Annotated in this window: 21 protein-coding genes; 6 read left to right on the top strand and 15 right to left on the bottom strand. The window is 35.5% G+C overall.

The window, feature by feature from the left end:
• Nucleotide 1: 1 nt before the first annotated feature.
• The 10 genes from ACP7AQ_RS01850 to ACP7AQ_RS01805 form a co-directional block, all read right to left on the bottom strand.
• Entirely contained in the window at nucleotides 2–703 is a 702-nt protein-coding gene (locus ACP7AQ_RS01850; protein ID WP_426094166.1) for a CoA transferase subunit A, read from the bottom strand.
• A gap of 221 nt (nucleotides 704–924) precedes the next feature.
• Nucleotides 925–3,234, bottom strand: coding sequence for a penicillin-binding protein 1A (locus ACP7AQ_RS01845; protein ID WP_426062545.1), 2,310 nt, complete (start codon nucleotides 3,232–3,234; stop codon nucleotides 925–927).
• A 9-nt stretch (nucleotides 3,235–3,243) separates the two neighbouring features.
• The gene (locus ACP7AQ_RS01840; RefSeq protein ID WP_426062546.1) at nucleotides 3,244–3,723 is read right to left on the bottom strand and encodes a gliding motility lipoprotein GldH; all 480 of its coding nucleotides are present in this window, start codon (nucleotides 3,721–3,723) and stop codon (nucleotides 3,244–3,246) included.
• Nucleotides 3,707–4,981: a PSP1 domain-containing protein gene (locus ACP7AQ_RS01835; protein ID WP_426062547.1), complete on the bottom strand. Its 1,275-nt coding sequence runs from the start codon at nucleotides 4,979–4,981 to the stop codon at nucleotides 3,707–3,709. The genes ACP7AQ_RS01840 and ACP7AQ_RS01835 overlap by 17 nt, the downstream gene beginning before the upstream one ends.
• Before the next feature lie 186 nt (nucleotides 4,982–5,167).
• Nucleotides 5,168–6,535: a rhodanese-related sulfurtransferase gene (locus ACP7AQ_RS01830; RefSeq protein WP_426094165.1), complete on the bottom strand. Its 1,368-nt coding sequence runs from the start codon at nucleotides 6,533–6,535 to the stop codon at nucleotides 5,168–5,170.
• 330 nt (nucleotides 6,536–6,865) lie between these two features.
• A complete protein-coding gene (locus tag ACP7AQ_RS01825) occupies nucleotides 6,866–7,804 on the bottom strand; it encodes a serine hydrolase domain-containing protein (RefSeq protein ID WP_426094164.1) in 939 nt (312 codons plus the stop codon).
• Between the two features lie 379 nt (nucleotides 7,805–8,183).
• Nucleotides 8,184–8,594 carry a BrxA/BrxB family bacilliredoxin gene (locus tag ACP7AQ_RS01820; RefSeq protein ID WP_426094163.1) on the bottom strand — a complete coding sequence of 137 codons (411 nt, stop codon included), beginning with the start codon at nucleotides 8,592–8,594 and terminating at the stop codon, nucleotides 8,184–8,186.
• A 101-nt stretch (nucleotides 8,595–8,695) separates the two neighbouring features.
• Nucleotides 8,696–9,847: a lycopene cyclase family protein gene (locus tag ACP7AQ_RS01815; RefSeq protein WP_426094162.1), complete on the bottom strand. Its 1,152-nt coding sequence runs from the start codon at nucleotides 9,845–9,847 to the stop codon at nucleotides 8,696–8,698.
• Nucleotides 9,848–9,882: 35 nt separating this feature from the next.
• Complete coding sequence (locus tag ACP7AQ_RS01810) at nucleotides 9,883–10,350, bottom strand: thioredoxin family protein (RefSeq protein ID WP_426094161.1); 468 nt, start codon at nucleotides 10,348–10,350, stop codon at nucleotides 9,883–9,885.
• Nucleotides 10,350–12,593: a TonB-dependent receptor gene (locus tag ACP7AQ_RS01805; protein ID WP_426094296.1), complete on the bottom strand. Its 2,244-nt coding sequence runs from the start codon at nucleotides 12,591–12,593 to the stop codon at nucleotides 10,350–10,352. The genes ACP7AQ_RS01810 and ACP7AQ_RS01805 overlap by 1 nt, the downstream gene beginning before the upstream one ends.
• A 120-nt stretch (nucleotides 12,594–12,713) precedes the next feature.
• On the opposite strand from ACP7AQ_RS01805, the gene ACP7AQ_RS01800 reads away from it, so the two are divergent.
• The 4 genes from ACP7AQ_RS01800 to ACP7AQ_RS01785 all read left to right on the top strand — a co-directional run bounded on the left by ACP7AQ_RS01800 (nucleotide 12,714) and on the right by ACP7AQ_RS01785 (nucleotide 16,697).
• Nucleotides 12,714–14,585, top strand: a complete 1,872-nt coding sequence (locus ACP7AQ_RS01800) for an Nramp family divalent metal transporter (RefSeq protein WP_426094160.1) — start codon at nucleotides 12,714–12,716, stop codon at nucleotides 14,583–14,585.
• A gap of 178 nt (nucleotides 14,586–14,763) precedes the next feature.
• A complete protein-coding gene (locus tag ACP7AQ_RS01795; protein WP_426094159.1) occupies nucleotides 14,764–15,411 on the top strand; it encodes a metal-dependent transcriptional regulator in 648 nt (215 codons plus the stop codon).
• 2 nt (nucleotides 15,412–15,413) lie between these two features.
• Nucleotides 15,414–16,232 carry a ZIP family metal transporter gene (locus tag ACP7AQ_RS01790; RefSeq protein ID WP_426094158.1) on the top strand — a complete coding sequence of 273 codons (819 nt, stop codon included), beginning with the start codon at nucleotides 15,414–15,416 and terminating at the stop codon, nucleotides 16,230–16,232.
• 48 nt (nucleotides 16,233–16,280) lie between these two features.
• A complete protein-coding gene (locus ACP7AQ_RS01785) occupies nucleotides 16,281–16,697 on the top strand; it encodes a hypothetical protein (protein ID WP_426094157.1) in 417 nt (138 codons plus the stop codon).
• 2 nt (nucleotides 16,698–16,699) lie between these two features.
• Here ACP7AQ_RS01785 and ACP7AQ_RS01780 read toward each other — a convergent pair whose 3' ends face one another.
• From ACP7AQ_RS01780 to ACP7AQ_RS01760, 5 genes are all read right to left on the bottom strand, one after another.
• Entirely contained in the window at nucleotides 16,700–16,828 is a 129-nt protein-coding gene (locus ACP7AQ_RS01780) for a FeoB-associated Cys-rich membrane protein (protein ID WP_121363983.1), read from the bottom strand.
• A 143-nt stretch (nucleotides 16,829–16,971) separates the two neighbouring features.
• Complete coding sequence (locus ACP7AQ_RS01775) at nucleotides 16,972–19,203, bottom strand: TonB-dependent receptor family protein (protein ID WP_426094156.1); 2,232 nt, start codon at nucleotides 19,201–19,203, stop codon at nucleotides 16,972–16,974.
• Between the two features lie 313 nt (nucleotides 19,204–19,516).
• Nucleotides 19,517–21,619, bottom strand: coding sequence for a ferrous iron transport protein B (gene feoB / locus ACP7AQ_RS01770; RefSeq protein WP_426094155.1), 2,103 nt, complete (start codon nucleotides 21,617–21,619; stop codon nucleotides 19,517–19,519).
• Entirely contained in the window at nucleotides 21,613–21,855 is a 243-nt protein-coding gene (locus tag ACP7AQ_RS01765) for a FeoA family protein (RefSeq protein ID WP_426062558.1), read from the bottom strand. Before ACP7AQ_RS01765 ends, feoB begins: the two co-directional genes overlap by 7 nt.
• A gap of 157 nt (nucleotides 21,856–22,012) precedes the next feature.
• Nucleotides 22,013–22,678: an SCO family protein gene (locus ACP7AQ_RS01760; protein ID WP_426094154.1), complete on the bottom strand. Its 666-nt coding sequence runs from the start codon at nucleotides 22,676–22,678 to the stop codon at nucleotides 22,013–22,015.
• Nucleotides 22,679–22,901: 223 nt separating this feature from the next.
• Between ACP7AQ_RS01760 and ACP7AQ_RS01755 the strand changes: the two genes are divergently transcribed.
• Entirely contained in the window at nucleotides 22,902–24,965 is a 2,064-nt protein-coding gene (locus ACP7AQ_RS01755) for a M13 family metallopeptidase (protein WP_426094153.1), read from the top strand.
• Between the two features lie 287 nt (nucleotides 24,966–25,252).
• Entirely contained in the window at nucleotides 25,253–26,179 is a 927-nt protein-coding gene (locus ACP7AQ_RS01750) for a hypothetical protein (protein WP_426094152.1), read from the top strand.
• The last annotated feature ends 82 nt before the right edge of the window (nucleotides 26,180–26,261 follow it).

Below are 26,261 nucleotides of genomic sequence, written 5' to 3'. Positions count from 1 at the left end.
ATTAGAAAATTTTTCTCACGGTTCTTTGTTCAATTCTTTTTTCATATTTCTCGCCTTGAAAAATTCTATTTACAAGTATTCCTGGAATATGAATTTCGTTTGGATCTAAACTTCCTGCAGGTAATAATTCTTCTACTTCGGCGATGGTGATTTTTGCTGCTCCGGCCATGCAAGGATTAAAATTTCTTGCTGTTCCTTTAAAAATCAGGTTTCCGGCTTCGTCACCTTTCCATGCTTTTACGATGGCAAAATCAGCGTTGAAAGCGTGCTCCATAACATGCATTTTTCCATTGAATTCACGGACTTCTTTCCCTTCGGCTACTTCAGTTCCATAACCTGCTGGTGTGAAAAAAGCTGGAATTCCAGCTTGTGCCGAACGACATCGTTCTGCTAAAGTTCCTTGAGGAATAAGATCTACTTCTAGTTCTCCAGAAAGCATTTGGCGTTCAAATTCGGCATTTTCACCTACGTAAGATGAAATCATTTTTTTGATTTGGCGCTTTTTCAAAAGCAATCCCAGACCAAAATCATCGACACCCGCATTGTTTGAAATACAGGTTAAATCCGCAGTTGCTTTTTTTACTATTTCGGCAATCGAATTTTCTGGAATACCACATAATCCAAAACCGCCAAGCATGATAGTCATCCCATTTTCAATTCCTTGAAGGGCATCCTGAACGTTATTTACTTTTTTGTTAATCATATAAATGAGTTGCTATTTTTTTAATTTTAGTCTATCGATGAATTAAGTTGTAATAATCTAGGATATAGTTCGGAGAACTAGTGCCTTAGCCCAGATAGCAGTGGAAATCCTTTTTTGAGGTTTTTACCGAAAAAAAGATTACTTCACTATATTTTTATTTTCATTGGAGTTCAGTGAACTTTGTTTGCAACGTATGGCTGGATTAGCTCCTAATTAAAATTTTACAATTCAAATTCTTCAGTATCTTGTTCTACTGCTGTCGTGTCTACTACTTTTCTGGGTACATAACAGTCTACTTTTATAGAGAGATTTGCAGGCCTTTCAAAGCTTTCCTTAGAAACTTTAAGTGCCGGATCAGCATAACACAGCTTCATAAAATAACCCCAAACCGGCAGTGCCGCTGTAGCTCCCTGACCATAAGTGATACTTTTGAAACGAGCCGAACGGTCCTCGCAACCTACCCAAACACCAGTTACAAGATTCGGAACCATTCCCATAAACCAACCATCGGATTGGTTTTGTGTAGTTCCTGTTTTTCCCGCAATAGGGTTTTTAAATTGATACGGATAACCAGTCCAACGGTTGTCTCCGCTTCCCCCGCCAGTGGTACGCAAACGATCTCCAGATCCACCTTCGGTTACACCTTCCAGTAATTTGACAACCGCGTAAGCGATATCTTTATTTAAAACATCATGAGACTCAGGAATTGGCTCGTAGATGATTACGCCACTTTTATCTTCAATTTTAGAAATAAATTGAGGTTTCATGTAAACACCTTGATTGGCAAAGGTACTGTAAGCTGCGACCATGTCTTCAACGGTTATTTCTACTGCTCCTAAAGCTATGGAAGGCTGCAAAGGAATCTCAGATTTTATTCCTAATTTATGGGCTAAATCAACTACTGCTTCCGGACCAACTTTGTCCATTAATTTTGCTGAAACGGTATTTATCGAATTGGCTAGACCTCTTTTTAAGGTAACCATTCCGCGGTATCGGTTGTCTGAGTTTTTTGGCTCCCAATCTTCAGTAACATTATGACGCCCTTTTCGAATCATAAAAGGTCCGTCAATAATCGAGTCACAAGGAGACATATTCAATTGTTCTATGGCAGTGGCGTAAACAAACGGTTTGAAAGTCGAACCTACTTGTCTGGCACCTTGTCCTACGTGATCGTATTGGAAATATTTGTAATTGATACCACCAACCCAAGCTTTTACATTACCGGTTTGAGGTTCCATAGCCATCAATCCGGATTGTAGAAAATGTTTGTAATATCGAATAGAATCCAATGGTGTCATAATCGTGTCTTTTTCTCCCTTCCAGGAAAAGACGGTCATTTCTGTTTTTTCGCTGAATGATTTTATAATTTCTTCATCGCTTTTATCTAATGATTTCATCACCGCCCATCGGTTGGATGATTTCATTGCCTGATTTAATATTTTTTGTGTTTCTGCACTCGAAATATTTACAAAAGGTGCATTTTTATTTCCTTTAGATTGTTTGAAAAACTCTTCCTGAAGGTTTGCCATGTGTGCCGTAACTGCTTCTTCAGCATGCAATTGCATTCTGGAATCAATTGTAGTGTAAATTTTTAGACCGTCTTTGTAAATATCGTAATCAGAACCATCCGGTTTTTTATTTTCTTCAGCCCATTTTTTCATGTAATCACGAAGGTATTCTCTGAAATACGTTGCCGTTCCTTCTTTATGGGTTTCTAATTTGAAATTCAACTTGATAGGTAAACTTTGTAATTTTTCCTTTTCAGCTTCTGTAATCATTTTTCCTTTTTCCATTTGCGAAAGCACCACATTTCTGCGGTTTTTCACTCCTTGTGGGTTTCTAATAGGATTGTATAAACCAGAGTTTTTAAACATTCCGACTAATATGGCCGATTCACTGATGGTTAAATCCTTTGGTTCTTTCGAAAAATAGGTTTTTGCCGCGGAACTTACTCCAACAGAATTGTTTCCAAAATCATAAACGTTACAATACATCGCAATAATTTCATTTTTAGTGTATTGTCTTTCCAATCGAATAGCAATAATCCATTCTTTTATTTTTTGTACAATTCTAAAAGGCAGAAATTTGGACCCTTCGCCGTGGAACAATTGTTTGGCTAGCTGCTGTGTCAATGTACTCGCTCCACCGCTAGTTCCAAAACTAGAAATCGCTCTCAAAGTTCCTCTTCCGTCGATACCGGAATGTTCGTAAAAACGAGCATCTTCCGTAGCAATCAATGCATCTATTAAGTTTTTTGGTAAGTCAGCGTATTTTAACTGGGACCTGTTTTTTTCAAAATATTTACCCAAAACCACTCCGTCAGCTGATATTATTTCTGTAGCTAAATTAGAATCAGGATTTTCTAAATCTTCAAAAGAAGGCATCGAACCGAAGATTCCCCAAGAAGCAAACAAGAAAAACAAACCGACACTTCCTAAGCCTATGAAGAATATTTTCCAAAATTTCCTTTGATAATGTGCAATGTCATTTACATTACCTCTTGTTGGATTGTTATTTTTTTTGATAGCCATAATACTATTTTATTCTTTTTTTTCTATTCTAAAACCTACCTCTGTAATTCCATCTAAAGCCGTTACACCGGGAACTTTGCCGGTTTCTCTAACTGCTTGTTTGATATACACTTTGTATTTTGATTTGAACCTTACATTTTCTTTATAAAAGAGTTTGCTTTCTTTTAAATCTGAGAAACCATTGCCTAACAATGTTCCATCCGGGTCTGCCATCTGGTATTCAAGTGTATCCACTTTTGTAAAACCATTTGGCAATTCCATCGCTACAATTAAAAACAAATTATTGTATAAATAATCGTTGTTAGCTCTTAAATTCACAAATAAATTATATCGTTTTGTTGAGTCTAATTCTGGTAAATTGAATGTTACAATGCTGTCTTTGTGCCAAGCACTGCCAACAGATTTATATTCATCAAAAACCCTTTTTTTATCACATGAAGAAAAGAGAATCACAACCAAAAGAAGTAAAGCGCTATTTTTTATCCACATTTTTAGTAATAATTATTGGTTTTCTTGGCTCTGCCGGTTTTTTTTCTGCTGGAGTTTGACGGGTATTATTTGCAGTTTTATTATTGTTTTCTGGTTTGTTAGTATTGGCAATAATCGCGTTTTCACCAGCCGGTTTGCGTTTTTTATTAGGTTTCTTCTTTGCTTTTGGTTGGTCAAAACGAGTTAGACTTTCTTGGCCCATTGCGTTATTAAAGTTTTTCTCTGGCTCAACAATAAGCTCGATAGCATAATCTTCTAACGATGTAACTTTGTTTTTTAGTTTGTTTTCAGCAACAATTTCTTTGACCTGATCAATTTTTAGAACATGCCAATTGGCGAAATTATTCGTATAAGCAAACCACATTAAACCTTTAAATATATCTTGTTTCTGACAAATGGCATCTCCTTTTTCGGTTACCAGTTTTGTTTCGAAATCTGGAAAATCTTTTAACGCATCCATGTAAGTGTCCAACTCATAATTCAAGCAGCATTTTAATTTTCCGCATTGTCCGGCCAGTTTTTGTGGATTTAAAGACAGTTGTTGGTACCGAGCCGCTGAGGTATTTACACTTCTAAAATCCGTCAACCAAGTAGAGCAGCACAATTCTCTTCCACAAGAACCTATTCCGCCTAAACGAGCTGCCTCCTGACGGAAACCTACTTGTTTCATTTCTATTCGGGTACTGAATTCTTTAGCAAAATCTTTAATCAACGCACGAAAGTCAATACGGTCATTTGCAGTGTAATAAAACGTAGCTTTTGATCCATCCCCTTGAAATTCAATATCCGAAATTTTCATTTCCAGTTTTTGAGCAATCGCCAGTTCTCGGGCACGAACCTTCATGGGCTCTTCTTTATCCCTTGCTGTAGACCAAATGTCAATGTCTTTTTGGGATGCTTTTCTGTAAATTTTTGGAATTTCAGTACCCAAGTAATTGGCTCCTTTTTTCTTCATTTGAATTTTAACTAATTCTCCTGTCAAAGTAACAATTCCTATATCATGACCTGGGGAAGCAACAGTAGCAACGATGTCGCCCATGCTTAGCGTTAATTTTTCGGTATTGCGGTAAAATTCTTTTCTTCCGTTTTTGAAACGAACTTCAACACAGTCAAAAGGAGCGTCACCATTAGGCAAACTCATATTAGAAAGCCAATCGAAAACCGTTAATTTATTGCAGCTATCCGTGCCGCAAGTCCCATTATTTTTACAACCCTTAGGTGCGCCACCATCAGAAGTTGAACAACTTGTACATGCCATAATTTTATATATAGTGTTGCGACGAGCACAACTTAAGTTCTTAAAACGTTTAAAGCGTAAAGATAGTATTTTTTAATTTTACGTCACAACGCATAAAAGCGTCAATAAATCATAAATTTTTAATAAAAAAACCCATTACAAATCCGATTGTAATGGGTTAATTTCATAGAGTTTTATCTTAAATGTTTAATCTATAATTTTATACAATTTATCTGACAATCGAATTCGGAATGGTAATTTAAACGTGCAAATGTCTCCGGAAACTGCTTTTTCTTGTGCCAAATCGTTAACAAGCATTTTTTCTATTACTAATTTTTGTTCGCCGGTTGTGGCGCCTTTTATCAAAATCGTATCGCCAATTTTGATTTCATTTTCTTCAATTAGAAACTGACCAATACTTGGTTTTGGAAAAAAATGTGTTCCTTTTCCAATATAAATTTTCTTAACCTTTGGGTCTTTTTTTGCAGCAGTCCCGACGGTTCGGGATGGTTTTTCGGCAACAAAAATACCATGCGTTTCTTCGTTGTTTTTAAAAGTCAAAACGTCTGATTTTCCTTTTTTGAAAATCTTATTTCCGTTTTTAATTCCTCTGCGAATGGCTTTTTGTTCTTCTTCCGGTAAATGAATCACAGTTATACATTCAGAAGAACAGCAACCTTCCATTTTTTCCTTGCAAGAGTCACATTGAATGAAAAGCAAATGACAACCTTCGTTCACGCAATTGGTATGTACGTCACAAGGTTCGCCACATTGATGGCATTGGGAGACAATATCGTCCGTTATTCTTTCGCCCAAGCGGTGATCAAATACGAAATTTTTACCTATGAATTTACTTTCTAAACCCTCGGCTTTTACCTGACGTGTGTATTCAATAATTCCACCTTCCAGTTGATACACGTTTTCAAAACCTTTGTGTTTGAAGTAAGCACTGGCTTTTTCGCAGCGAATACCTCCGGTGCAATACATCAATAGTTTTTTGTCTTGTTTGTGTTCCGTAAGTTGCTCTTCGATAATGGGCAATGATTCCCGAAAAGTATCCACATCTGGTTTGATAGCTTTGTTAAAATGTCCAATTTCACTTTCGTAATGATTTCGCATATCGACCACAATCGTGTTTGGATCTTCCAGAAGTTCATTAAATTCCGCCGCTTTTAAGTGGATTCCAATATTCGTCACATCAAAAGTTTCATCGACTAAACCGTCAGCTACAATTTTGTCACGGACTTTTACAGTCAGTTTTAAAAACGAATGATCGTCTTGTTCTACGGCAATATTCAATCGGATTCCTTTCATGAAATCATAGACCTCGATGGAATCTTTGAACGCGTAGAAATTATCAGCAGGCAATGATAATTGGGCGTTGATTCCCTCACGGGCTACATAAATTCGGCCCAAAACTTCAAGTGAATTCCACGCCAGAAATAATTCGTTACGAAATTGTGTTGGATTTGAGATTTGCGCATAAGCATAGAAAGACAGCGTAAGACGTTGTTTTCCGGCATCATCAATCATGATGGCTCTTTCCTCTGCGCTTAATGTGTTATACAGTTGCATGCTATAAACAGTTTAAGTTGAGAAATATATTTTTTGCAAAAGTATGGAAAAAGGTTCAGAGAGGCAAAGTTTTGAAGGGACTAAGGTTGACAATCAATAACAATGCATTCTTAATTTATCTTAATGTCTTAATGGTTTAATTTTTTAGAAGCTATTTCCAGCTTTTCGCTATATCTCTTGTTTTCGCTATCGCTACAACAAGAGGATGCCGCTGCAATCTGGGCTAGGTATTTGTGGTAAATTTAATTTTTAGTTTTTCAAAGTCGTATTTATTGCTTCGAACCGGATAAAAGGAGTGGTGCGGGAGAGGGGCGATCGATTGTTTTTTAATTAATTTTTTGGAAGGCTATATCTTTGGTCTTTCAATATTGCTATAATCGCATCTGATATTTCAGAAACTTTTCCGTTAAAATTGTTGTTTAATAGAATTATTGTAAATTTCTCATCAATATCAGAAACTAAAATTGCTTCATAATTTCCAGATCTTCCATCATGTAAATGCTCAATTAAATTTCCGCCTTTAAATTTTGCTTGTCCTAAAGCGGATTGAGTTTCTTGCAAATCAAATTGTTGACCTATTTCGTAAAGTGATTTTTTATTGATTATTTTTTTTGAATGAAGACAATTTGCCCATTTCAGTAAATCAAAGGTCGTTAGGTAAGTACCACCAGTTATTGGTAAGTCGGTTTTGTCCGAAACTAAATTATTATTAAATCCTTTAGCTATGTTTTCTACATTTTCAAAAGGTGTCATAACAGACGAATTCATTTTACAAGGTTTGAATATATATTTTTCTACATAAGTTTTATAAGACATTCCAGTTAATCGTTCAACAATAAAGTGTCTTAAAAAAATATTATTGTTGTTATAATCGTAATTTGTTCTTGGTTTAAAGTCAAGTGAGTTGATTAATTTTAAACCATCAAAAATATCTTTATCATTTTTAATCCCCGCCCATTTGACATTAGGTATCCCACTTGTATATTGCAATAAATCTATAATTGAAACTTCATTTGCCCATTTTTGTAATTCCGGAATGAATTTAGAAATCTTATCGGTCAATTTTAATTTGCCTTGTTCTTGTAACTGCAGTAAAGCAACTGCACTAAATTCTTTTGTGATAGAGCCAATATTGAATCTATAATTGGTAGTTAATTTATTGGTTTTTGTTGGATCAGTAAATCCGAATGAAGCGTTGTATAATATTTTATTATTTTTTGAAACAAGTACATTTCCATTAAAAACTCCAATTTGGTTTGACCATTTCATTAGAGAGTCAATTTTAACTATTTTTCTTGTTTGAGAAAATGCATTATTTGTCAAAAGTAAGAGAATAGTGAAAATTGAGAATAGCTGTTTGTAATATTTCATAATTTATTTTTTGTCGTTTTTTAATACTATTGATTAACATTCGCCTAACTATTTACCGTCATCAAATATACACCTCTTTTTCTATCTTGAATTTTTCTAGCCCAGATAGCAGTGAAAATCCTTTTTTATCCGCTTTTTAGCGGAAAAAAAGATTGTAACGAATAGCTGGAAAAAGCTCCAAATAAAAAAATTATACAAAGTTCATTTAATTTATAAATAAAAAACCCTTTCAAAGTTTAGAACTCTGAAAGGGTTAATACATTCTATAATAGAATTTTTAGCAATACTCGTTGAAAGCGTCTTTCAAGTTTTCAGCAATTAATTCCGCTGGGCGACCTTCAATGTGATGACGCTCTAACATGTGCACTAATTCTCCGTTTTTGAACAAAGCCATACTTGGCGATGATGGAGGAAAAGGGAACATGTGTTGTCTTGCGGCATCAACTGCATCTTTGTCAACTCCTGCAAAAACAGTGATTAAATGGTCTGGTTTCTTAGCGCCATCTAAACTCATTTTTGCCCCCGGACGTGCGTTTCTGGCAGCACAACCACAAACCGAATTTACAACTACAAGTGTTGTTCCTTCTAATTTTATTGCGTTTTCTACTGCTTCAGCACTATGTAAATCTTGAAAACCTGCAGCGGTTAATTCCTCTTGCATTGGTTTTACCATTTCTTCTGGATACATATTTTTTTATTTTAAATCAATACTAATTTTGAATTGCAAAGTTACAAAGTTTACAATCAAGTATAGAAGTTGAATTATAAAGTTTTGTTATAGTTTGATTTCTATTTCATTGCTTTGAAAGCCACATGAAAAATAGCTTTAATGAATAGCATTTTTGGGCATTTTAGAATAACGGTAATGTCCTCAATATAAGAAGTTTCCTCATCCAGAAATTTAAAAATCAAAGTTGGATTTCCTTTTTTGAACATTGAAGAAAAGATATGAGAACCCAATTCGTTTTTTCGGTCTAAAATGTCTAACAAAAGCAAATCGTAAAACCAGAATTTCGTTCTTTTATGAAATTTTGTGAAGTCGGTTTCCCTTTGCAGAAAGGCAACCAATTCTGTTGATTTTTTGTCCGAATTTTTGAAAGTATAGCCGGTGCTTGCTTTCGTCCAACCACCGGCAGTTCCTATGTTGATTGTGTTTTTAGTATTTGCTTGCCAAAAAGGATAACACGTCATGGGAATGCTGCCTTGTTCTTTTTCGACAATTTCATAGTTCGTAATCCCAAGTTTTTCGATGTATTGCCGGATTTCGTTTTCGTATTCCTCGGTCTTCAAATGTTGGTGCGAAAACAAGGTGTATTCCAGTAATGCTTCAGTTTTGGAAGTTGGTAACACATACATAAAACGGGTATTTCCTTTTTGTTCTACCGAAAAATCCATGAAAGTAGCTTGCTCCGGATTGAAAACAGGCTGTTCGCTTTTGATAAACCAACCAATAAAATGCTGCTGCAGCAAAGGATATTTGGTCTGACTCGCTGCTTTCTTGTTGTTGTAAATACTATTAAACAATTTCGAACATGAAAAGGATTCACTTTCGGTTTGTACCAGAATTATAGTTTCGGATTCTTCAATTTCCAATACTTTTTCATGGATGAAAGTGATATTTTCTTGTTTCGAAAGCAAATCAAATACTTGAGTGTAAAAATCCAATCCTTTCACCATATTGTAGCGGTACGGTTTCAAGTCTAAATCCCTGCGGAAGTCTGCATTGGCGAACAAAGCCGAATCCCATTTCTTTGAAATAGATTGTTCCCAAAGTGAATCGTTGGTTTTCCAAAAACACCATGTTCTATCGTTAGTTTTTTTGGTATTTTCATCCAATAACAAAATACTTTTATCTCGGAATTTAACAGATTGGACCATTTTATACACGGTCATCATAGCCGATAATCCTGCGCCGGTAAAAATATAATCGTAGTGTTTCATTTGGAAATTTGACATTTCCCCAAAAATAGACAATTTTATTCTTTTAGTTTCTCTAAAATCAGCTTTAATTCTTTTGGTTTTAAGTAGCCGCTGTGCTGAAAAATAATCTCGTTTTTACTATTCAAAACACTTAAAACAGGAAAGGTCAATTGTTTATTTATTGTTCCTAATGCGATGGCCAGTTCATGTGTTCCGGAAGTATTTCCCGTGGGTTTGAATTGAAAAGTGGTTTTGTTGAAAACTACCGTTCGTTTTTCTTCTGCGTTAAAATCAATAAAATAAAAAGCAGCGTTAAGCTCCTTGATGATTTCCTCGTTTTTAAAAGTGGTGTTTTTCATCGCATGGCAAAACGAGCACCAAGCGGTTTGAATGAAGACAATCGTTTTTCTTTTTTCAATCGTTTGCAAACTGTCTATTTGTTCGAATGAAACGGAGTGCAACTGCGCAAATCCAGCGGGAATCCCACAGCATAATACCAATAGTAAATAAAGAATATTTTTCATTATCTTAAGGTATATCGAAGTCCGAAAAAACTTCTGATTCCTTGATTGGGTCCGTATACATACGTCGTGTCAAATGTCAACCCATACGGGTTTTCAGGCGTTGCCAATACTTGTCCGTTCGAGTCGTACCTTACATTTTTATCAAATGGATCATTTGTCCTTGCAATTAAAAACGGGTTATTTTGTTTAGGCAAAAAGTTCAACAGGTTTTTAATTCCGGCATAAAATTCAAAGTTTTTCAAACCAGAATAGGTAAACTGAATGTTTTGTAAACTGTACCAAGGCGATTCTGGAGCACGAGGATCTAAAGTGCTTAAAAGAGGTAGTTGCATGGGGCTGTAGACATTTCCAGTGTAATCTACATTCAAATCAATAGCTTGAATTTTATAGGAAGCGCTCCAGGTTGCAGTAAATTTTTCGGTTAGAAAAGGTGTTTCTTTTCGGCCATTTTGAACGTTTTTATTGTCTAGCAAAGAAGCACCGGTAATAATTTTTAATCCATTTGGGAAATTAATATCGATATTCATGCTGATTCCTTGGCTTATCGCGTAACCATTAATGTTGTCGTAGATGATTTGGTTGGGATCAGTAACATAATCCGAAACAATTTTATTGCTGAATCGGGTATGGAAAAAGGAAGTTTCAATTCCAATAAAGGTTCCGCTGTCGAAATTTATTTTCTTGATATAATTCAAATTGGCATTTATCGATTGTTCCGGTTTCAAATTATTTGTGATTACAATTTCACGAGCACCGGTCAAAGCAGCGTGATCTTCGGTAAATAAATTCACCACTCTAAAACCTGTTCCGGCGTTCAGTCGAATAATATTATTATCGTCCAATTTCCATTTAAAGGCAATTCTTGGCGTCAAGATACTTCCGTGATACGAGTTGTAATCGTAACGCAGTCCCAAGAGTATCTTGTGTTTTTCAGTAAACGTAATTTCGTCTTGAATAAAAATCCCCGGTAACCAGGTTTTTTCTGGATTGTTATTTCCAAGTTTTGAAGTTGCAGCTGTATTGTCATCGTAATAATTGTAACGGGTTGCAATTCCGGTAAGCAAATCATTTCTCCCTATTTTTTTATCCCAAGTCAGCTGTAAAAAGCCAATTTTTTGGTTGGCAATATAGCTCGTTGTACCGTAGCGACTGTCTTGAAAATGTATGTTTCCTGAAAAGGAAAGCATTAGTTTTTCCGGAAAAGGCAATTGGTAACTTCCTATCAATTCGGCTCGTTTGGTATAAATGCTTTCGCCATAGATTTCGTCTCCACCTCGGTATTTTTTCTCCCAACGCACATCGCCACCAAAACGGTCTTCATAAACGCCACGTGCCGCGATGGTAAACAATCGATTTTCTTTTCTGTTGAAAATCCATTTTTGAAAAAGGGAAATCCGGTCAGAAAGCGTCACATCGGTAAAATTATCGTTATTGTTGTCTATTTTTTGATTGTATATGAAATAATTTAAACCTAAAAGTGCAGTCGATTTCTTGCCTAAATTGATTTTTACTCCTAAGTCAAGGTTGGTTTCCAACCAAGAAGTAGAAAACACATCTGCGGAGAATATGGGAGCGTTTGTTGGATTTTTGGTAATAATATTAATCAAACCTCCAACGGCCTCACTACCGTATAAAGACGAAGCGGGACCTTTTACGATTTCAATTCGTTCCACCAATGAATTCGGAATTCCAGATAATCCATACACCGTAGATAAACTGCTTACTATGGGCATTCCGTCTATTAAAACTAGGGTGTACGGACCTTCCAGCCCATTGATGTGAATGTCTCCCGTATTGCAAACGCCACAATTGAGTTGCGGTCGAACGCCATTTACATTTTGTAAGGCTTCATATATACTGGCTGTTGGATTTTTTTTGAAAAATATTGGGGAATAAACCTCGACAGGAACGGCGCTTTCTAATCTTTTTACCGCTTTTAATGTTCCCGAAACCACGACTTCGTTGAGCTGGTTTTCAGTATTTGAAAGTTCAAAATCCAAATTATTATTCTCATTTTTTTTGAGTGTAATGCTCTTTTTCAAAGTTTGAAAACCTGCGGCGACAATTTGAATTTTATAACTTCCTTCATCAATATTCTCAATGCTATACTTGCCTAAACTATCCGTTTGGGTGGCGTATTTTGTTCCAGTTAAAAAAACGCGGGCCTCCGAAATCCCTTTTTTTTCTGATGAAACAAATCCCGAAAGACTTGTTTTTTCTTGGGTATAGCCAAAGTGAAACATCAGAAACACAAACAATGGGTATATTTTTTTCACAATGCTTAAATTAAATTTAGACAAAGCTAAAAATTATATTTTGCAAAACAAATTTTTTAATTACATTTGTATCAATAACTTAATGTCATGACTGAATCTTTAGAAGAAGTAAACCAATCCGTTTCCACACTAAACAAGAAATCAGTATTTAGAAAAATCCTTGCTTTTTTTGGTCCCGCTTATTTAATCAGTGTTGGATATATGGATCCGGGAAATTGGGCGACGGACATTGCGGGCGGCAGTCAGTTTGGGTATGCCTTGCTTTGGGTTTTATTGATGAGTAACATTATGGCGTTATTGTTGCAAAGTTTAAGTGCCCGATTGGGGATTGTTACCCAACGTGATTTGGCGCAAGCCTCGCGAGAAACCTATTCGCCGTTTATCAATTATATATTGTATTTCCTTGCCGAGATTGCCATTGCAGCCTGTGATCTTGCCGAGGTGTTAGGAATGGCGATTGGTATTAATTTACTCTTTGATATTCCGTTGATTGAAGGTGTGTTGATCACAGTTTTAGACACCTTTTTGTTATTGTTCTTGATTAATAAAGGCATCCGTAAAATGGAAGCTTTTATCATTGTGTTGGTTGCTATTATTGGATTTTCCTTTATTTTTGAAATGATTTTTGCCCAGCCGGAACTGGATAAAGTGTTGTTTGGATTAATTCCTTCGATGCCCAGTGAAGCGGCTCTTTATATCGCTATTGGAATTATTGGCGCTACAGTTATGCCGCACAACTTATACTTGCATTCCTCTTTGGTGCAAACCAGAAAATTCGAGCGAACTACTGCGGGAATTAAACAGGCTATAAAATACAACTTCATCGATTCTACGATTGCATTAAACTTAGCTTTTTTAGTAAATGCCGCCATTTTAATATTGGCGGCAGCCACTTTTTATAAAAACGGAATGTTTGAAGTGGCCGAAATTCAGGATGCCCACCGTTTTTTAGAACCACTTTTAGGAAGTAAATTGGCACCTGTATTATTTGCAGTAGCCTTGATTGCTGCGGGGCAAAGTTCCACAATTACAGGGACGCTGGCGGGTCAAATCGTAATGGAGGGCTATCTTAATTTACGTATTCAGCCATGGGTTCGAAGAATCATTACACGTTTAATCGCCATTATTCCTGCAGTTATTGTAATTACTATATATGGAGAAAGTGTCACTGGAAAACTATTGATTTTGAGTCAGGTTATTCTGAGCTTACAATTGGGTTTTGCCATTATTCCGTTAATTCATTTTGTAAGTGATAAATCAAAAATGAAAGGATTTCATATTGGTAAAATCACTCAAATCGCTTCGTGGATTATTGCTACAATTATAGTTTCTTTAAACGCTAAATTGGTTTCTGATGAAATTACTGGTTGGCTGGCAACATCCAAAAACCCAATTTTGCTTTGGTTAACAGTGGTTCCTTTAGCGATAAGTTTCTTGATATTGTTACTTTACATTGTGTTTAAGCCTTTTATCACCAAAGCTAAAATAGATGTTCAAAATCATTCGCCTCATAATTTAAAATTGAAACTTTCTAAATCCGGAAATTACACTAAAAAGAACATTGCGGTCTCCGTAGATTTTTCTGATGCAGATGAAGTGGCATTAAATAACGCTTTTGAATTAGGCGGAATAGAAGCAAAATATACTTTGATTCACGTGGTAGAAACCGTTGGCGCAATGATTTATGGCGAAAAAATTGATGACCACGAAACTTTAATTGACGAAAAATTATTAGAGCAATATAAAGTTATGCTTACTGAAAAAGGATATAAAGTAGCAACACAACTAGGTTTTGGAAAACCTAATAAAGTGATTCCGGAAATTATTAATAAAGGAGAATTTGACATTTTGATTATGGGAACTCACGGTCACACCGGATTTAAGGATTTAATCTTTGGAACCACGGTGGATAAATTACGCCACAAAATTGATATCCCGCTACTAATCGTGAAAAATTAAATTCTTGTGTTAAATTTGTTTCGGTATCAGAAGCTATTAGCATTGTAAGCTGTCTTCGCTCGTGTCCCGCTGTCAGTTAAATATTTATTATTTTTAAAGCGAAAAAAACAACGGATTTATAATGCTATGTGGACTTGGTCATCTGAAACCAAAATACTAATCCTCAATCTAAAATCAAATGACATTTTCAGAAGAAAATTATCTCAAGACCATTTACCATCTTACGGCAGTTTCGGATGCTGATATCAGTACCAATGCCATTGCTGAAAAAATGGAAACTAAAGCATCATCCGTTACTGATATGCTAAAGAAACTCTCCGAGAAAGACTTAGTGAACTACGTAAAATACCAAGGCGTTTCGCTTACTGGAAAAGGTAAATTAGCGGCGAAGATGATCGTTAGAAAACACCGTCTTTGGGAATGTTTTTTAGTGGAAAAGTTAGATTTTTCTTGGGATGAGGTACACGAGATTGCCGAACAATTGGAACACATTAAATCTGAAAAACTGATCAATAAGTTAGATGATTTTCTGGGAAATCCCACTGAAGATCCGCATGGAGATCCTATTCCGGATGCTAACGGAAGAATTATAAAAGTAGAAAAACAATTGCTTTCTGAATTTGAAAAAAACCAAATCGGTATTTGTGTGGGTGTCAAAGACACTTCTTCTGATTTTTTAAAATATTTAGACAAACAAGAAATCGCTTTGGGTTCCCAAATTGAGATTGTCGAAAAGGAAAGTTTTGATTCCTCCTTTAGAATTCGGGTTGGAACCAAAGAAATAACGGTTTCAAATAAAATAGCCAGTAATATATACATCAAATAATTATGTTTCAATCTGTAGTAGATTATTTTACGAGCATCGACCCAATTTTAGCCGCTTTGTATGCTAGTTTGTTCACTTGGTTTCTAACGGCTTTGGGAGCTTCTTTCGTTTTTATGTTTAAAACTATGAATCGGACGGTTCTTGACGGAATGCTCGGATTTACCGGTGGCGTAATGGTTGCGGCCAGTTTTTGGAGTTTATTGGCTCCAGCCATAGAAATGACCGGTGGTGAAGGCTTTGCAAAAGTCATTCCCGCAGCTTTTGGTTTTTTCCTAGGCGCGCTTTTTATTTTCGGAATCGACAAAGTATTACCGCATCTTCACATCAATTTTAAAGTTACTGAAGGAATCAAGTCGCCTTGGCAACGCACCACTTTGCTGGTTTCGGCAATTACATTGCACAATATTCCGGAAGGATTGGCTGTTGGAGTTCTTTTTGGAGGAGTGGCCGCCGGGATTCCGGAAGCTTCCATCGCGGGTGCTGTTACGTTAGCCATTGGTATTGGAATTCAGAATTTTCCGGAAGGAATTGCCGTTGCAATGCCGCTTCGACGTATGGGAATGAGTAGATGGAAAAGTTTTATGTACGGACAATCTTCAGCTTTAGTGGAGCCGATTGCAGCTGTTTTAGGTGCTTTTGCAGTCACATTTTTCACTCCAATTTTACCGTATGCTTTGGCTTTTGCCGCAGGCGCGATGATTTTTGTAGTTGTGGAAGAAGTGATACCGGAAACGCAACAGGATAAAAATACGGATATTGCCACGCTCGGATTCGTTGGGGGATTTATTATAATGATGGTTTTGGACGTAGCTTTGAGTTAGGAATTTCGCAGTCTTTCAATAAAATTTTTAAACCTTCAAATACAATATATGAAAAAGTTAGTGCTATTCCTTTTTATGATTATCAGCAGTCTAGTTTTGGCGCAAAGCCAAAAATCACAAAAGGTTAAATACGTAACCATAAAGCAAAAAGTATGTCCCAATCAAAAAGGATTTCAGTTGGTTTTAAAAGCGATATCCAATGATTCCCGATGTCCGGAGGGCGTAACCTGCATTTGGGCAGGAGAAGTTACAGCCGTTGTTTCGGTATATAAAGATTCAAAATTAATTGAAGATTCGACTTTGGTTTTTTCAATGAAGAATGAAGAAGACAATAAAAAGTGGCTTGCAAGCTATCTGTCAGACAAACAAAAGAAGATAAAAAGCATTAGTGTATTGCCGTATCCAAAAGAAGGAAGCAAGATTAATCCAGAAGAGTATTACCTGAAAATTGGTTATTTAAAGTAGCATTAGCTACAGCCACAATCACCACTACCGCAATCTTTATCGGATTTTTTCTTTTTGAAGAAGAATTTTTTAATCAAAAAAGCCAGTGCTATTCCGAGCGCTAAAAAAGCTAAAATTTCTTGAATATCCATATCGTAAAAATAAGAAAAAGCAACCGAAAATGGTTGCTTTTTTGAGTTAAACTAATGACAAAGTTTTTACAACCGTGCCCTTGTTCCGAAGTTAATACCAAAGGTTTTTATTTCAGATTAGGAAACAGCAATTTCATATTTAATTACAATTTTGCACCAATGGAAATGTAAAATGTTCTTCCTTCTCCGGGTAAAATCCCCGGACCTGGATAACCTCCAGCTCTTCTAGTAGCATAAGATTTGTCGAATAGATTGTTGATTCCTGTTCGTATATTATAGTTTTTTAAAAACTTATACTCGCTAGAGAAATCAAACACATTGTAACTCCCTAATAATCCTGTTACACCATTTGCTGATGGTTCGGTAGTATTATTGGCATCAGTAAAAATTTTACCTGCCATTTTGTACTGCAAAGTACTTGAAATGCTATTCTTGCCCCAAGATAATCCAAAATTATGAATGTATCTTGGTGCATTTTCAACTCTGTTGCCTTTAAGATTACGCTCCGTTATAGTTGTATTAGGCGCCGTTCCGGATGCGGTTGAGATTTTAAAATCAGTGTAGCGGCTGTCAATAAAACTTATTGTGGCAAATAAATCTATATTACCCAATTCTTTTTCTTTACCAAGAAAACGCGTTACATTTATATTAACAAAACCTTCAATTCCTTTGTTCACTGTTTCTCCTAAGTTTGTTCTGAAAAGAAAAGTACCTTGACTAGGATCATTGTTAGTAAACTGTCTTACTCCACCAATACGATTATTATAGCTTAAATAGAACAAGCTAAAATCAAAATTCACATAGTTATTGTAGTTGCCTCTATAGCCTAAATCTGCATTATAACCACTTGCATCTTTTAGATTAGGATCAATTACGTCAGTTACTGCTGGGGGTGTTAAATCAGAAAACAGAACGGGTCTGTATGCTTGTGTAATATTGGCATATACATTTGTAGACGCAAATTTATACTCCAATCCTAAACCTAATAACGCCTTGTTTCTTACTAATTTTTTTTCTGAAAAAGGAACATTATTCCCTCCTTTTATGCCAAATAATCCTTTTCCTTCTGAACTTATGTGTTCGTATCTAATGCCGGGAGTGACGCTAAAATTTTCCGTAACTTTAAATTGATTCTCTGCAAAAAGTGCTATATTTTCAGTTATGAAATTTAAATCACGTGGATAGGTTCCACTGATAGATAAATCGAAATCACTGCCGGTGGTGCCTTTACCTTCCTGTTGTCTTGTAGTTTTAGCTTTGTATAATCTAGCACCAAATGCCAGGTTATGTTTTGTTTTTCCTAAAGTATACTTGAAGATATTTCTGTTTTCAACACCAAAGTTTTCATAAAAGTCACGATCTACACGTCGGTTTGCATAATTGTCTGTAGCAGGATTTATGGCATCTGCCACATTTGGAGTTGCTGTAAAACCAACACTGTTTCTTTCGCCAATTAATCCAAAAAATTTCGTGTTAGAAGTTAAATTAGTATTTATTTTAGTGTCGAACTGCAATGAAAATACGTTCCAGGGGGTTCCAAACCAGTTTCGTTCGCGTAAAGATTTTTGAGAATTTTGCTGAAATTGCGCATCAGTTAATCCGCCGGCTTGTTTCATTTCATAATCCATGTTCGTATATTCTGCAGAAATTTTTGTATCAGCGGTAAAACGATATTCCATGAATGCATGTGAATTTCTTACCGTATACTCACTGTTTTCTCTCCAGCCATCAGCACTGCGCGAGTGATTATATAAATAGTATGAGAATTTTTTTAAATTTCCACCTATGGCATTGTAACTGCTCATTAAGCCATAACTACCAATTGTATTTTGAGTTTCGAATGAAAACGTTTTTTTGTATTCTCTTTTCAGAACATAATTCAACATTCCACCAAATTGGGGGCCAAATTGAAGTGAAGCTCCACCGCGAATCAATTCTATTGTTTCAACCGCTTCCAAAGGCGGATTATAATAGGCTTCTGGATACCCAAAAACATCAGAGGAGATGTCGTATCCGTTCTGTCTGGTATTTAATTCCCAACTTCTATTTGGACTCAATCCTCTAACACCTATGTTGATTTGAATTCCGGAACCTTCATTTTCCCATATATTTACGCCAGGAACTCTAGAAAAAGTTTCTCTCGCATTATTTGTGGTAAAGTTTCCATTTATATTCGAAAGTTTTATTACTTCATTTTTTTTACCTGAAAAAAGTATGTTTTCTTTTATTTCAGGCATACGTTCAGGACTTTGAATTTTTGGAGTAACCAAAACTGGTAACAAATTTTTTATTGTATCGCTTTGTTGACGCTCAATTTCTTGCGCATAAAACGTTGTGATTAGTAAACACATACATAGCGAAATCGTGTATTTCATATTATTTTTATTTAGATTGATTCTGTGCTGCGAAGTTAAATCCTAAATCTTATTTAGACAAATTAAAAATAATAAATTTGTAATTTTTAACACTTGTTCAATAAATCAAGTGCGTTGTGGAAGAATTTTCAGGTTCAGTAAATTGTTAATATTGTAAACTTGAAGATTATAAGCATATTGGAACTTCGCTGGGAAATACGCAAATACTATTAAAAAATTTGTGTTATTTATATGTAGTGCGGTATCGTAATTTGATGACTAAAATAATTTTAGTCAAACGACATAAATTTTGGTAACGGAAAATGATAGTCTTTTATTTCAGGATTTGGTATGCAAGTAATGCTACGACATAAGCAAACCCAGACATAAAGATTAATTGTCCGGCCGGCCATTTCCATGAATTGGTTTCTTTTTTAGTAACCGCAAGTGTACTGGCACATTGCATGGCAAAAGCATAAAACAACAACAGCGATATCCCGGATGCAAAGTTGAAAATCTTTTCACCAGTAACCGGATTTACTTCGGCAGCCATTTTGTTTTTGATGGTAACTTCATTGTCGCTTCCGCCAACGCTGTATATCGTGGCTAATGTTCCCACAAAAACTTCTCTGGCCGCAAAGGAACTGATAATGGCAATGCCTATTTTCCAGTCATAACCCAAAGGCGAAATGGCGGGTTCAATTGCTTTTCCCATAATTCCAATGTAGGAGTTTTCCAGTTTTTGCGAAGCGACAGCGTTTTCAAATTCGGATTCTGTCAACGGATTTTGCAGGGTGTTTTCAGTAACAATTTTTTCCGCGTTATTAAATTTTTCTCCAGGGCCATAAGAGGCTAAAAACCACAACACAATAGAAATGGCCAAAATGATTTTTCCGGCTCCAAAAATAAACGCTTTTGTTTTTTCGATTACATTGATTCCCACGTTCTTGAAAAGCGGTAATTTATAATTGGGCATTTCTACGACAAAGTATGTTTTTCCTTTAATTTTCAAGATTTTATTTAAAATATAAGCTGAAAAAATTGCCATTCCAAAACCCAAAAGATACAACAGCATCAAGGTCATTCCTTGCATGTTCAGAAAACCAAAAACGCGATTATCCGGAATTACCAAAGCGATGATAATGGCATAAACCGGCAATCGGGCAGAACAGGTGGTGAATGGAGTTACGAGTATAGTAATCAATCTCTCTTTCCAGTTTTCAATATTTCGAGTTGCCATAATCGCGGGAATAGCACAAGCTGTTCCAGAAATAAGCGGTACCACACTTTTGCCCGATAATCCAAATTTTCGCATGATTTTGTCCATCAAGAAAACCACACGACTCATGTAACCGCTTTCTTCAAGTATCGAAATAAACATAAATAGAAAGGCGATTTGTGGAATAAAGATCAAAATTCCTCCAATTCCCGGGATGATTCCCTGCGAAATTAAGTTGGTTAAAACTCCGGCTGGCAATCCTTCGGCAGCAAGCGTACTCAAGGAAGCAAAAGAAGTATCGATGAAATCCATTGGAATTTTAGACCATTCGAAAATCGATTGGAAAATAACAAACAAAATAAGGAAGAAAATGACGTATCCCCAAACTTTGTGTGTCAGCACGCGATCCAATCTGCTGCGGTAATCTCTTGCAACGGAAGAATCGATTTTTAGTCCCACTTTCAAAACATCATTAATGAATTGATAACGTTTTATGGTTTCTTTTTGTTGCAGACGTTTTAAATCAGAGTGCGATTTGGTGAACGAGCTTCGAATTTCATTTCGTTCTAAATTCAGGAAATTTACGTCTTGTGTAATTACCAGCCACAATTTATAAAGCAATTGGTTGGGGAAAGCTTTACGTAAATTATTGAAATAGTCGGGATCAATACTCGAGGCATTTAAACATGGTTGGGTAGAAATGTTGCGGTAGCTTACAATCAACTTTTTCAATTCATCAATTCCATACCCTTTTCTGGAACTGATTAACGCAATCTTTGTTTTTAAGTGTTCTTCCAGATATGGAATGTCCAGTGTAATCCCTTTAAATTTCATTCTATCGGCCATGTTGATGACTAAAATAGTAGGAATTTCCAAGTCTTTTATTTGGGTAAAAAGGAGTAAGTTTCGTTTTAAATTTTCCACTTCAGTGACTACTAAAGCCACGTCAGGATATAATTTGTCGTTTTTGTTGAGTAATAATTCAATGACAACATTTTCATCAATCGAACTGGCATTCAAGCTGTAGGTTCCTGGTAAATCCAGAATATTCGCCTTTATATTATTAGGTAATTTGCAAAAACCTATTTTTTTTTCAACGGTAATTCCGGGATAATTACCCACTTGTTGATTCAAACCCGTCAACTGATTAAAAACGGAAGTTTTGCCTACATTCGGATTACCGATCAAAGCGACATTGATGTTTTGCTTGCTTACCATAAGTTGGTTTTTATAATCTCAACCTCAATTTCTTTTGCGGTTTCCACCCTAATTGCTACGTGCGAACCATTTATATTCAAATACAAAGGATCTCCAAATGGTGCAATTTGAAGTAATTCGACAAGATTTCCAGGTAAGCAACCCATCTCCAATAATTTTAATGGAACGGTATCGATGTCAAAGTCTTTTATAATGGCTTTTTCGCCTTTTTTGAGAGAATGTATCGTTGTTTGCAAAACTTATTTAGATTGAATTAAGATTGCAAAAATACACATTTTAATACAAACACAAATGATAATTAGCACATTTATACGGTAATTAAAACAAATCGAGACAGCGGTTGTCTTTTATAAAAACAGTTATTTGTAAAGTAGAAATCCGTCTTCATGCTCATTATTTGTTGCTCAAAAAAGTGATGTCCTCAATTAATCGTTTCATGTCCTCTTTATTGGTTCCGTCATAAAAACCACGCACTCTTTTTTTGGTATCCACCAAAACAAAATTTTCGGTGTGAACCATATCGTAGAGTTCACTTGGTTTACCCAATTTTACAGCCAAATAGGATTTTCTGGCCATCGTGTAAATTTCTTTTTTATCTCCGGTTACTAAGTTCCATTTGTTGTCATCAACATGGTGTTTTTTGGCGTAAGCCTTCAAAACGGGAACACTGTCAGTCTCTGGAAAAACGGTGAAGGAAATCAATTTTACCTTTGGATTGTTGGCGAAAGCTTTTTGAATATCGGACAAATTGGTCGTCATCTTTGGACAAATGGAGCCGCAAGTGGTAAAGAAGAAATCAGCGACATATATTTTTCCTTCGTAATCTTTTTGGGTAATGGTTTTCCCATTTTGATTAATGAATGAAAAATCGGCAATCGTATGATATTTGCTTTTGTACTGAACGGTGCTGTCTACTAATTCTGGATTTACATCCGCGGGATTGAAAATGGGAAGTGTTTTTTTTGGCTTTAAAGCTGAATAAAATAACGATAAAATAATTGCCGAAAAAACAATGAAAACTCCAAAAAAGAGACGGTATTTTTTAAAAAAATCTGACATGGTTCTATTTTGATGCAAAAATACAAAAACGGGATTTGTTTTTAATTCAAATTAACACAATCTTATTTTAAGCAGATTCTTTCCAAATAAAGGGTGTAAATTATTTCTTTCATGATTAAACCTTTTAGAAATTTTGGTGTCAAAACCTCCGCATATATTTGATTTTAATAGAAAATCAAAAAATTATTAATAGCTTTGTTTACATAACTAAAAAACAAAAAAAATGAAAAAAACCAGCAATAAGCAATTGCTTTTTGTGATTCCTGCAATTATGGGTTTTGCGGTGAGTCAAGCACAGAATGTTCCGGCAGCTAAAGAACCGGGAATCAATGTGAATTACATGGACAAAAACGTAAAACCAAGTAATGATTTCTTTCGCTATGTGAATGGAACTTGGTTGGATGAAACGGCGATTCCAGCTGATAGAACCCGTTGGGGTAGTTTTGATGAATTGCGTCAAAAAACGGATGCTGATGCATTGGCGATTTTAAAAGAAGCTACAACAAATCCAAGTTACAAATCCAATACAGATCAAGGCAAAGCGGTAAATTTATACAAGTCTATTCTTGATACCGTAGGAAGAAACAAGTTAGGTATTGCTCCGTTGAAACCGTATTTGAAAAAAATTGACGCGGTTAAAAACGCCAAAGATTTAGAAGCATTAATGATTGAGATGGAACCTATCGGTGGCATTGGATTTATGGGTGCTGGCGTGGGAACTGATGCGAAGAACAGCAGTAGAAACGTGATTAATCTAGGTCCTGGAGGCGTAGGTTTGCCGGACAGAGATTATTATGTTTCTGAGGATGCCGATTCTAAAGAGAAACGTGCGAAATATGTTTTACACGTTGCCAAAATGTTGCAATACCTTGGGGATAAACCAGCAGTGGCTAAAATGAATGCTGAAAAAATCTTGGCTCTTGAAATTGCAATGTCCAAACCAAGATTGGACAGAGTAGAACGCAGAGATCGCCGCAAGTCTTACAATCCAATGACATTGAGTGAATTGAGTAAATTAACTCCATCGATTAACTGGAATAATTATTTTACAAAAATTGGATTGGCAAAAGTAGATACCGTTATTGTATCGCAACCAAAATACATGACGGCGCTAGAAACTATTTTTAAAGAAAATAAAGTAGAAGACTGGAAAGCATACATGCGTTGGAGTTTATTGAACAGTGCTTCTAGCCAATTGTCAACTGAAATTGAAAACGCAAACTGGGAGTTTTACGGAAGAACATTGACGGGTGCAGTAAGCCAAAGACCACGTGACGAAAGAGCACTTCAAACGATCAACGGAGCGGTAGGAGAAGCTTTAGGAAAATTATATGTAGAGAAAAAATTTCCGGCTGCAGCCAAAGCTAAAGCGGAGAAGATGATCAAAAATATATTTTCAGCTTTCGAAAACAGAATCAATAATTTGTCTTGGATGTCAGCAGAAACAAAGGTAAGCGCGCTTGCTAAATTGCATAAATCAAGAATAAAAATTGGTTATCCAGACAAGTGGAAAGATTATTCGGCCTTGACGATTAAAAGTCCGGCAGAAGGCGGAACCTATTTTGAAAACGCTAAAAATATGTCTCAATGGCGTTTCAATGAGAATATTGCTGAGTTAAGTAAGCCAGTTGATAAAGAAAAATGGGGAATGTCACCGCAAACGGTAAATGCGTATTACAATCCTTCAAATAATGAAATTGTATTCCCGGCAGCTATTTTGCAACCGCCTTTTTACAATTACCAAGCAGATGAAGCGGTAAATTATGGTGGAATTGGTGGTGTTATTGGTCACGAAATTTCACATGGTTTTGATGATTCAGGATCTCGTTACAACGCTGACGGAAACTTAGTAGACTGGTGGACGGCTGAAGATTTGAAACAATTCTCAGCTTTAACTGGAGCACTTGCAGCTCAATACAGCGCCTTGCAACCTATTCCGGGAACTTTTGTAGATGGTAAATTTACGCTGGGTGAAAACATTGGAGATTTAGGTGGCGTAAATGCTGCTTATGATGGTTTACAATTGTATTTGAAAGAAAACGGAAATCCGGGATTAATTGACGGATATACTCCAGAACAACGTTTCTTTATTTCCTGGTCAACGATCTGGCGTTCAAAAATGCGTGATGAAGCCTTGAAAAATCAAGTAAAAACAGACCCGCATTCTCCAGGAATGTACCGCGCTTATGTTCCTTTGCAAAATATAGATACGTTCTATAAAGCGTTTGATATTAAAGCAAATGATGGCATGTATATCGCACCTGAAAAGCGTGTAAGAATCTGGTAATTTTCAAAATAAATAGAATTTCAAAAAGCCCATTCACTATCGTGAATGGGCTTTTTAGTTGGTGTGAAATATATATGTTTAGAATACTTCTTATCTTTTGAGTTAGATGGTAAACTAGTTAAAGATACTATTATGGATGAATTCCATTTGGCTTTAAACGATTTTCTTAAAATTCACTTTACAATAAAAAAAATTAAATAATCATCTACTTCAATCTATATTTAATATATTTATATATAGCTTTGGTGTGAAAGACAAAACCTATTAAAATAAATAATTAATAACATATGTATAATAGAAAAATCGTCCCCTCAATATCATTGTTTTGGATTTTGATTTTCTTTAGTGTTGCACAAGCACAAGAAAGAGTAATTATTGTTAATGCGGTAAAAAATCAAAACAATTCAGTTGAGATTTCTTATGAAAAATTCAAACCGGGTACTTATACAGTCTATCTAAAATTTAAAAATTTAGAAAACACATCATCAAGTGATATTGAGAAAATTGTAAAAGACAAATCTGGAACATTGTATACTTTACGTCCAAGGGATCCAAATAAAGGGATTGGATACAGTTATTCAGTCACTTATGTTCCCGGTAACTTCAAAGTTAAAGTTGACACTACTTATTGTTATCTGCTGCCATTTAAAAATGCTAAGAATTATATAGTTTATGAGAGCAAGAATGTTTATGAAGTGTATTTTAACAAAAAAAAAGACATCATGTTCAAGTCGTACGCTATTCGAGCCAAAAATCCTGATAGCATTTATGCCATGCGAAAAGGAATTGTTATTGAGGTTGCCAATAAACAGTCTAATAAAACTTATCAAGATGACTTAGTTTTTACCACTCAAAGAAGCAGCATACGTGTGGAACATGAAGATGGTACCTATGCAAACTACAATGGTTTTAAATCTAGCTCAATTAGTGTTAAAGAGGGTGATGCTGTTTATCCATCAAGCTTTTTAGGAGTCATTGATGAATTTAACAAAGAGTACTACCTTCTAAATTTTGACATCTACTATCCTGTCAGAGAAAAAAACAACAATGATCATAAATCAATGCTGTCACACAATTATTTAACTCCTTATTTTCACACCACAGAAGGTGACGTACAATTGGTTAACGGTGGGGAATATACCGCATTAGTCAAAGAAGAATTCATTTCAACCGAGATGTCCAAAAAAGAAATTAAAGCTTTTTCAAAGAGATAAATGCAATCGATGTTGTCGTATTTAAAAGAGTTAAACAATGCAATCCTAGTTGAGAAAACAACTTTTTATCATTTTTATAATT

It is taken from the genome of Flavobacterium sp. DSR2-3-3 (assembly GCF_049896585.1).
Taxonomy (GTDB): domain Bacteria; phylum Bacteroidota; class Bacteroidia; order Flavobacteriales; family Flavobacteriaceae; genus Flavobacterium.
The sequence above is the reverse complement of the archived record's forward strand: the minus strand, read 5'-3'. Positions and strand labels throughout refer to the sequence as shown.

Excerpts from the sequence above, each read along its gene's own strand:
- ACP7AQ_RS01775 (WP_426094156.1), bottom strand. The coding sequence starts at position 19,203 with ATGAAATACACGATTTCGCTATGTATGTGTTTACTAATCACAACGTTT.
- ACP7AQ_RS01830 (WP_426094165.1), bottom strand. The coding sequence starts at position 6,535 with ATGCAACTGTATAACACATTAAGCGCAGAGGAAAGAGCCATCATGATT.
- ACP7AQ_RS01850 (WP_426094166.1), bottom strand. The coding sequence starts at position 703 with ATGATTAACAAAAAAGTAAATAACGTTCAGGATGCCCTTCAAGGAATT.
- ACP7AQ_RS01815 (WP_426094162.1), bottom strand. The coding sequence starts at position 9,847 with ATGAAACACTACGATTATATTTTTACCGGCGCAGGATTATCGGCTATG.
- ACP7AQ_RS01835 (WP_426062547.1), bottom strand. The coding sequence starts at position 4,981 with ATGGCATGTACAAGTTGTTCAACTTCTGATGGTGGCGCACCTAAGGGT.
- feoB (WP_426094155.1), bottom strand. The coding sequence starts at position 21,619 with ATGGTAAGCAAGCAAAACATCAATGTCGCTTTGATCGGTAATCCGAAT.
- ACP7AQ_RS01780 (WP_121363983.1), bottom strand. The coding sequence starts at position 16,828 with ATGGATATTCAAGAAATTTTAGCTTTTTTAGCGCTCGGAATAGCACTG.
- ACP7AQ_RS01805 (WP_426094296.1), bottom strand. The coding sequence starts at position 12,593 with ATGTTTCACTTTGGCTATACCCAAGAAAAAACAAGTCTTTCGGGATTT.
- ACP7AQ_RS01840 (WP_426062546.1), bottom strand. The coding sequence starts at position 3,723 with ATGTGGATAAAAAATAGCGCTTTACTTCTTTTGGTTGTGATTCTCTTT.
- ACP7AQ_RS01820 (WP_426094163.1), bottom strand. The coding sequence starts at position 8,594 with ATGTATCCAGAAGAAATGGTAAAACCAATGCAAGAGGAATTAACCGCT.
- ACP7AQ_RS01810 (WP_426094161.1), bottom strand. The coding sequence starts at position 10,350 with ATGAAAAATATTCTTTATTTACTATTGGTATTATGCTGTGGGATTCCC.
- ACP7AQ_RS01755 (WP_426094153.1), top strand. The coding sequence starts at position 22,902 with ATGAAAAAAACCAGCAATAAGCAATTGCTTTTTGTGATTCCTGCAATT.
- ACP7AQ_RS01750 (WP_426094152.1), top strand. The coding sequence starts at position 25,253 with ATGTATAATAGAAAAATCGTCCCCTCAATATCATTGTTTTGGATTTTG.
- ACP7AQ_RS01795 (WP_426094159.1), top strand. The coding sequence starts at position 14,764 with ATGACATTTTCAGAAGAAAATTATCTCAAGACCATTTACCATCTTACG.
- ACP7AQ_RS01760 (WP_426094154.1), bottom strand. The coding sequence starts at position 22,678 with ATGTCAGATTTTTTTAAAAAATACCGTCTCTTTTTTGGAGTTTTCATT.
- ACP7AQ_RS01845 (WP_426062545.1), bottom strand. The coding sequence starts at position 3,234 with ATGGCTATCAAAAAAAATAACAATCCAACAAGAGGTAATGTAAATGAC.
- ACP7AQ_RS01800 (WP_426094160.1), top strand. The coding sequence starts at position 12,714 with ATGACTGAATCTTTAGAAGAAGTAAACCAATCCGTTTCCACACTAAAC.
- ACP7AQ_RS01785 (WP_426094157.1), top strand. The coding sequence starts at position 16,281 with ATGAAAAAGTTAGTGCTATTCCTTTTTATGATTATCAGCAGTCTAGTT.
- ACP7AQ_RS01825 (WP_426094164.1), bottom strand. The coding sequence starts at position 7,804 with ATGAAATGGTCAAACCAAATTGGAGTTTTTAATGGAAATGTACTTGTT.
- ACP7AQ_RS01790 (WP_426094158.1), top strand. The coding sequence starts at position 15,414 with ATGTTTCAATCTGTAGTAGATTATTTTACGAGCATCGACCCAATTTTA.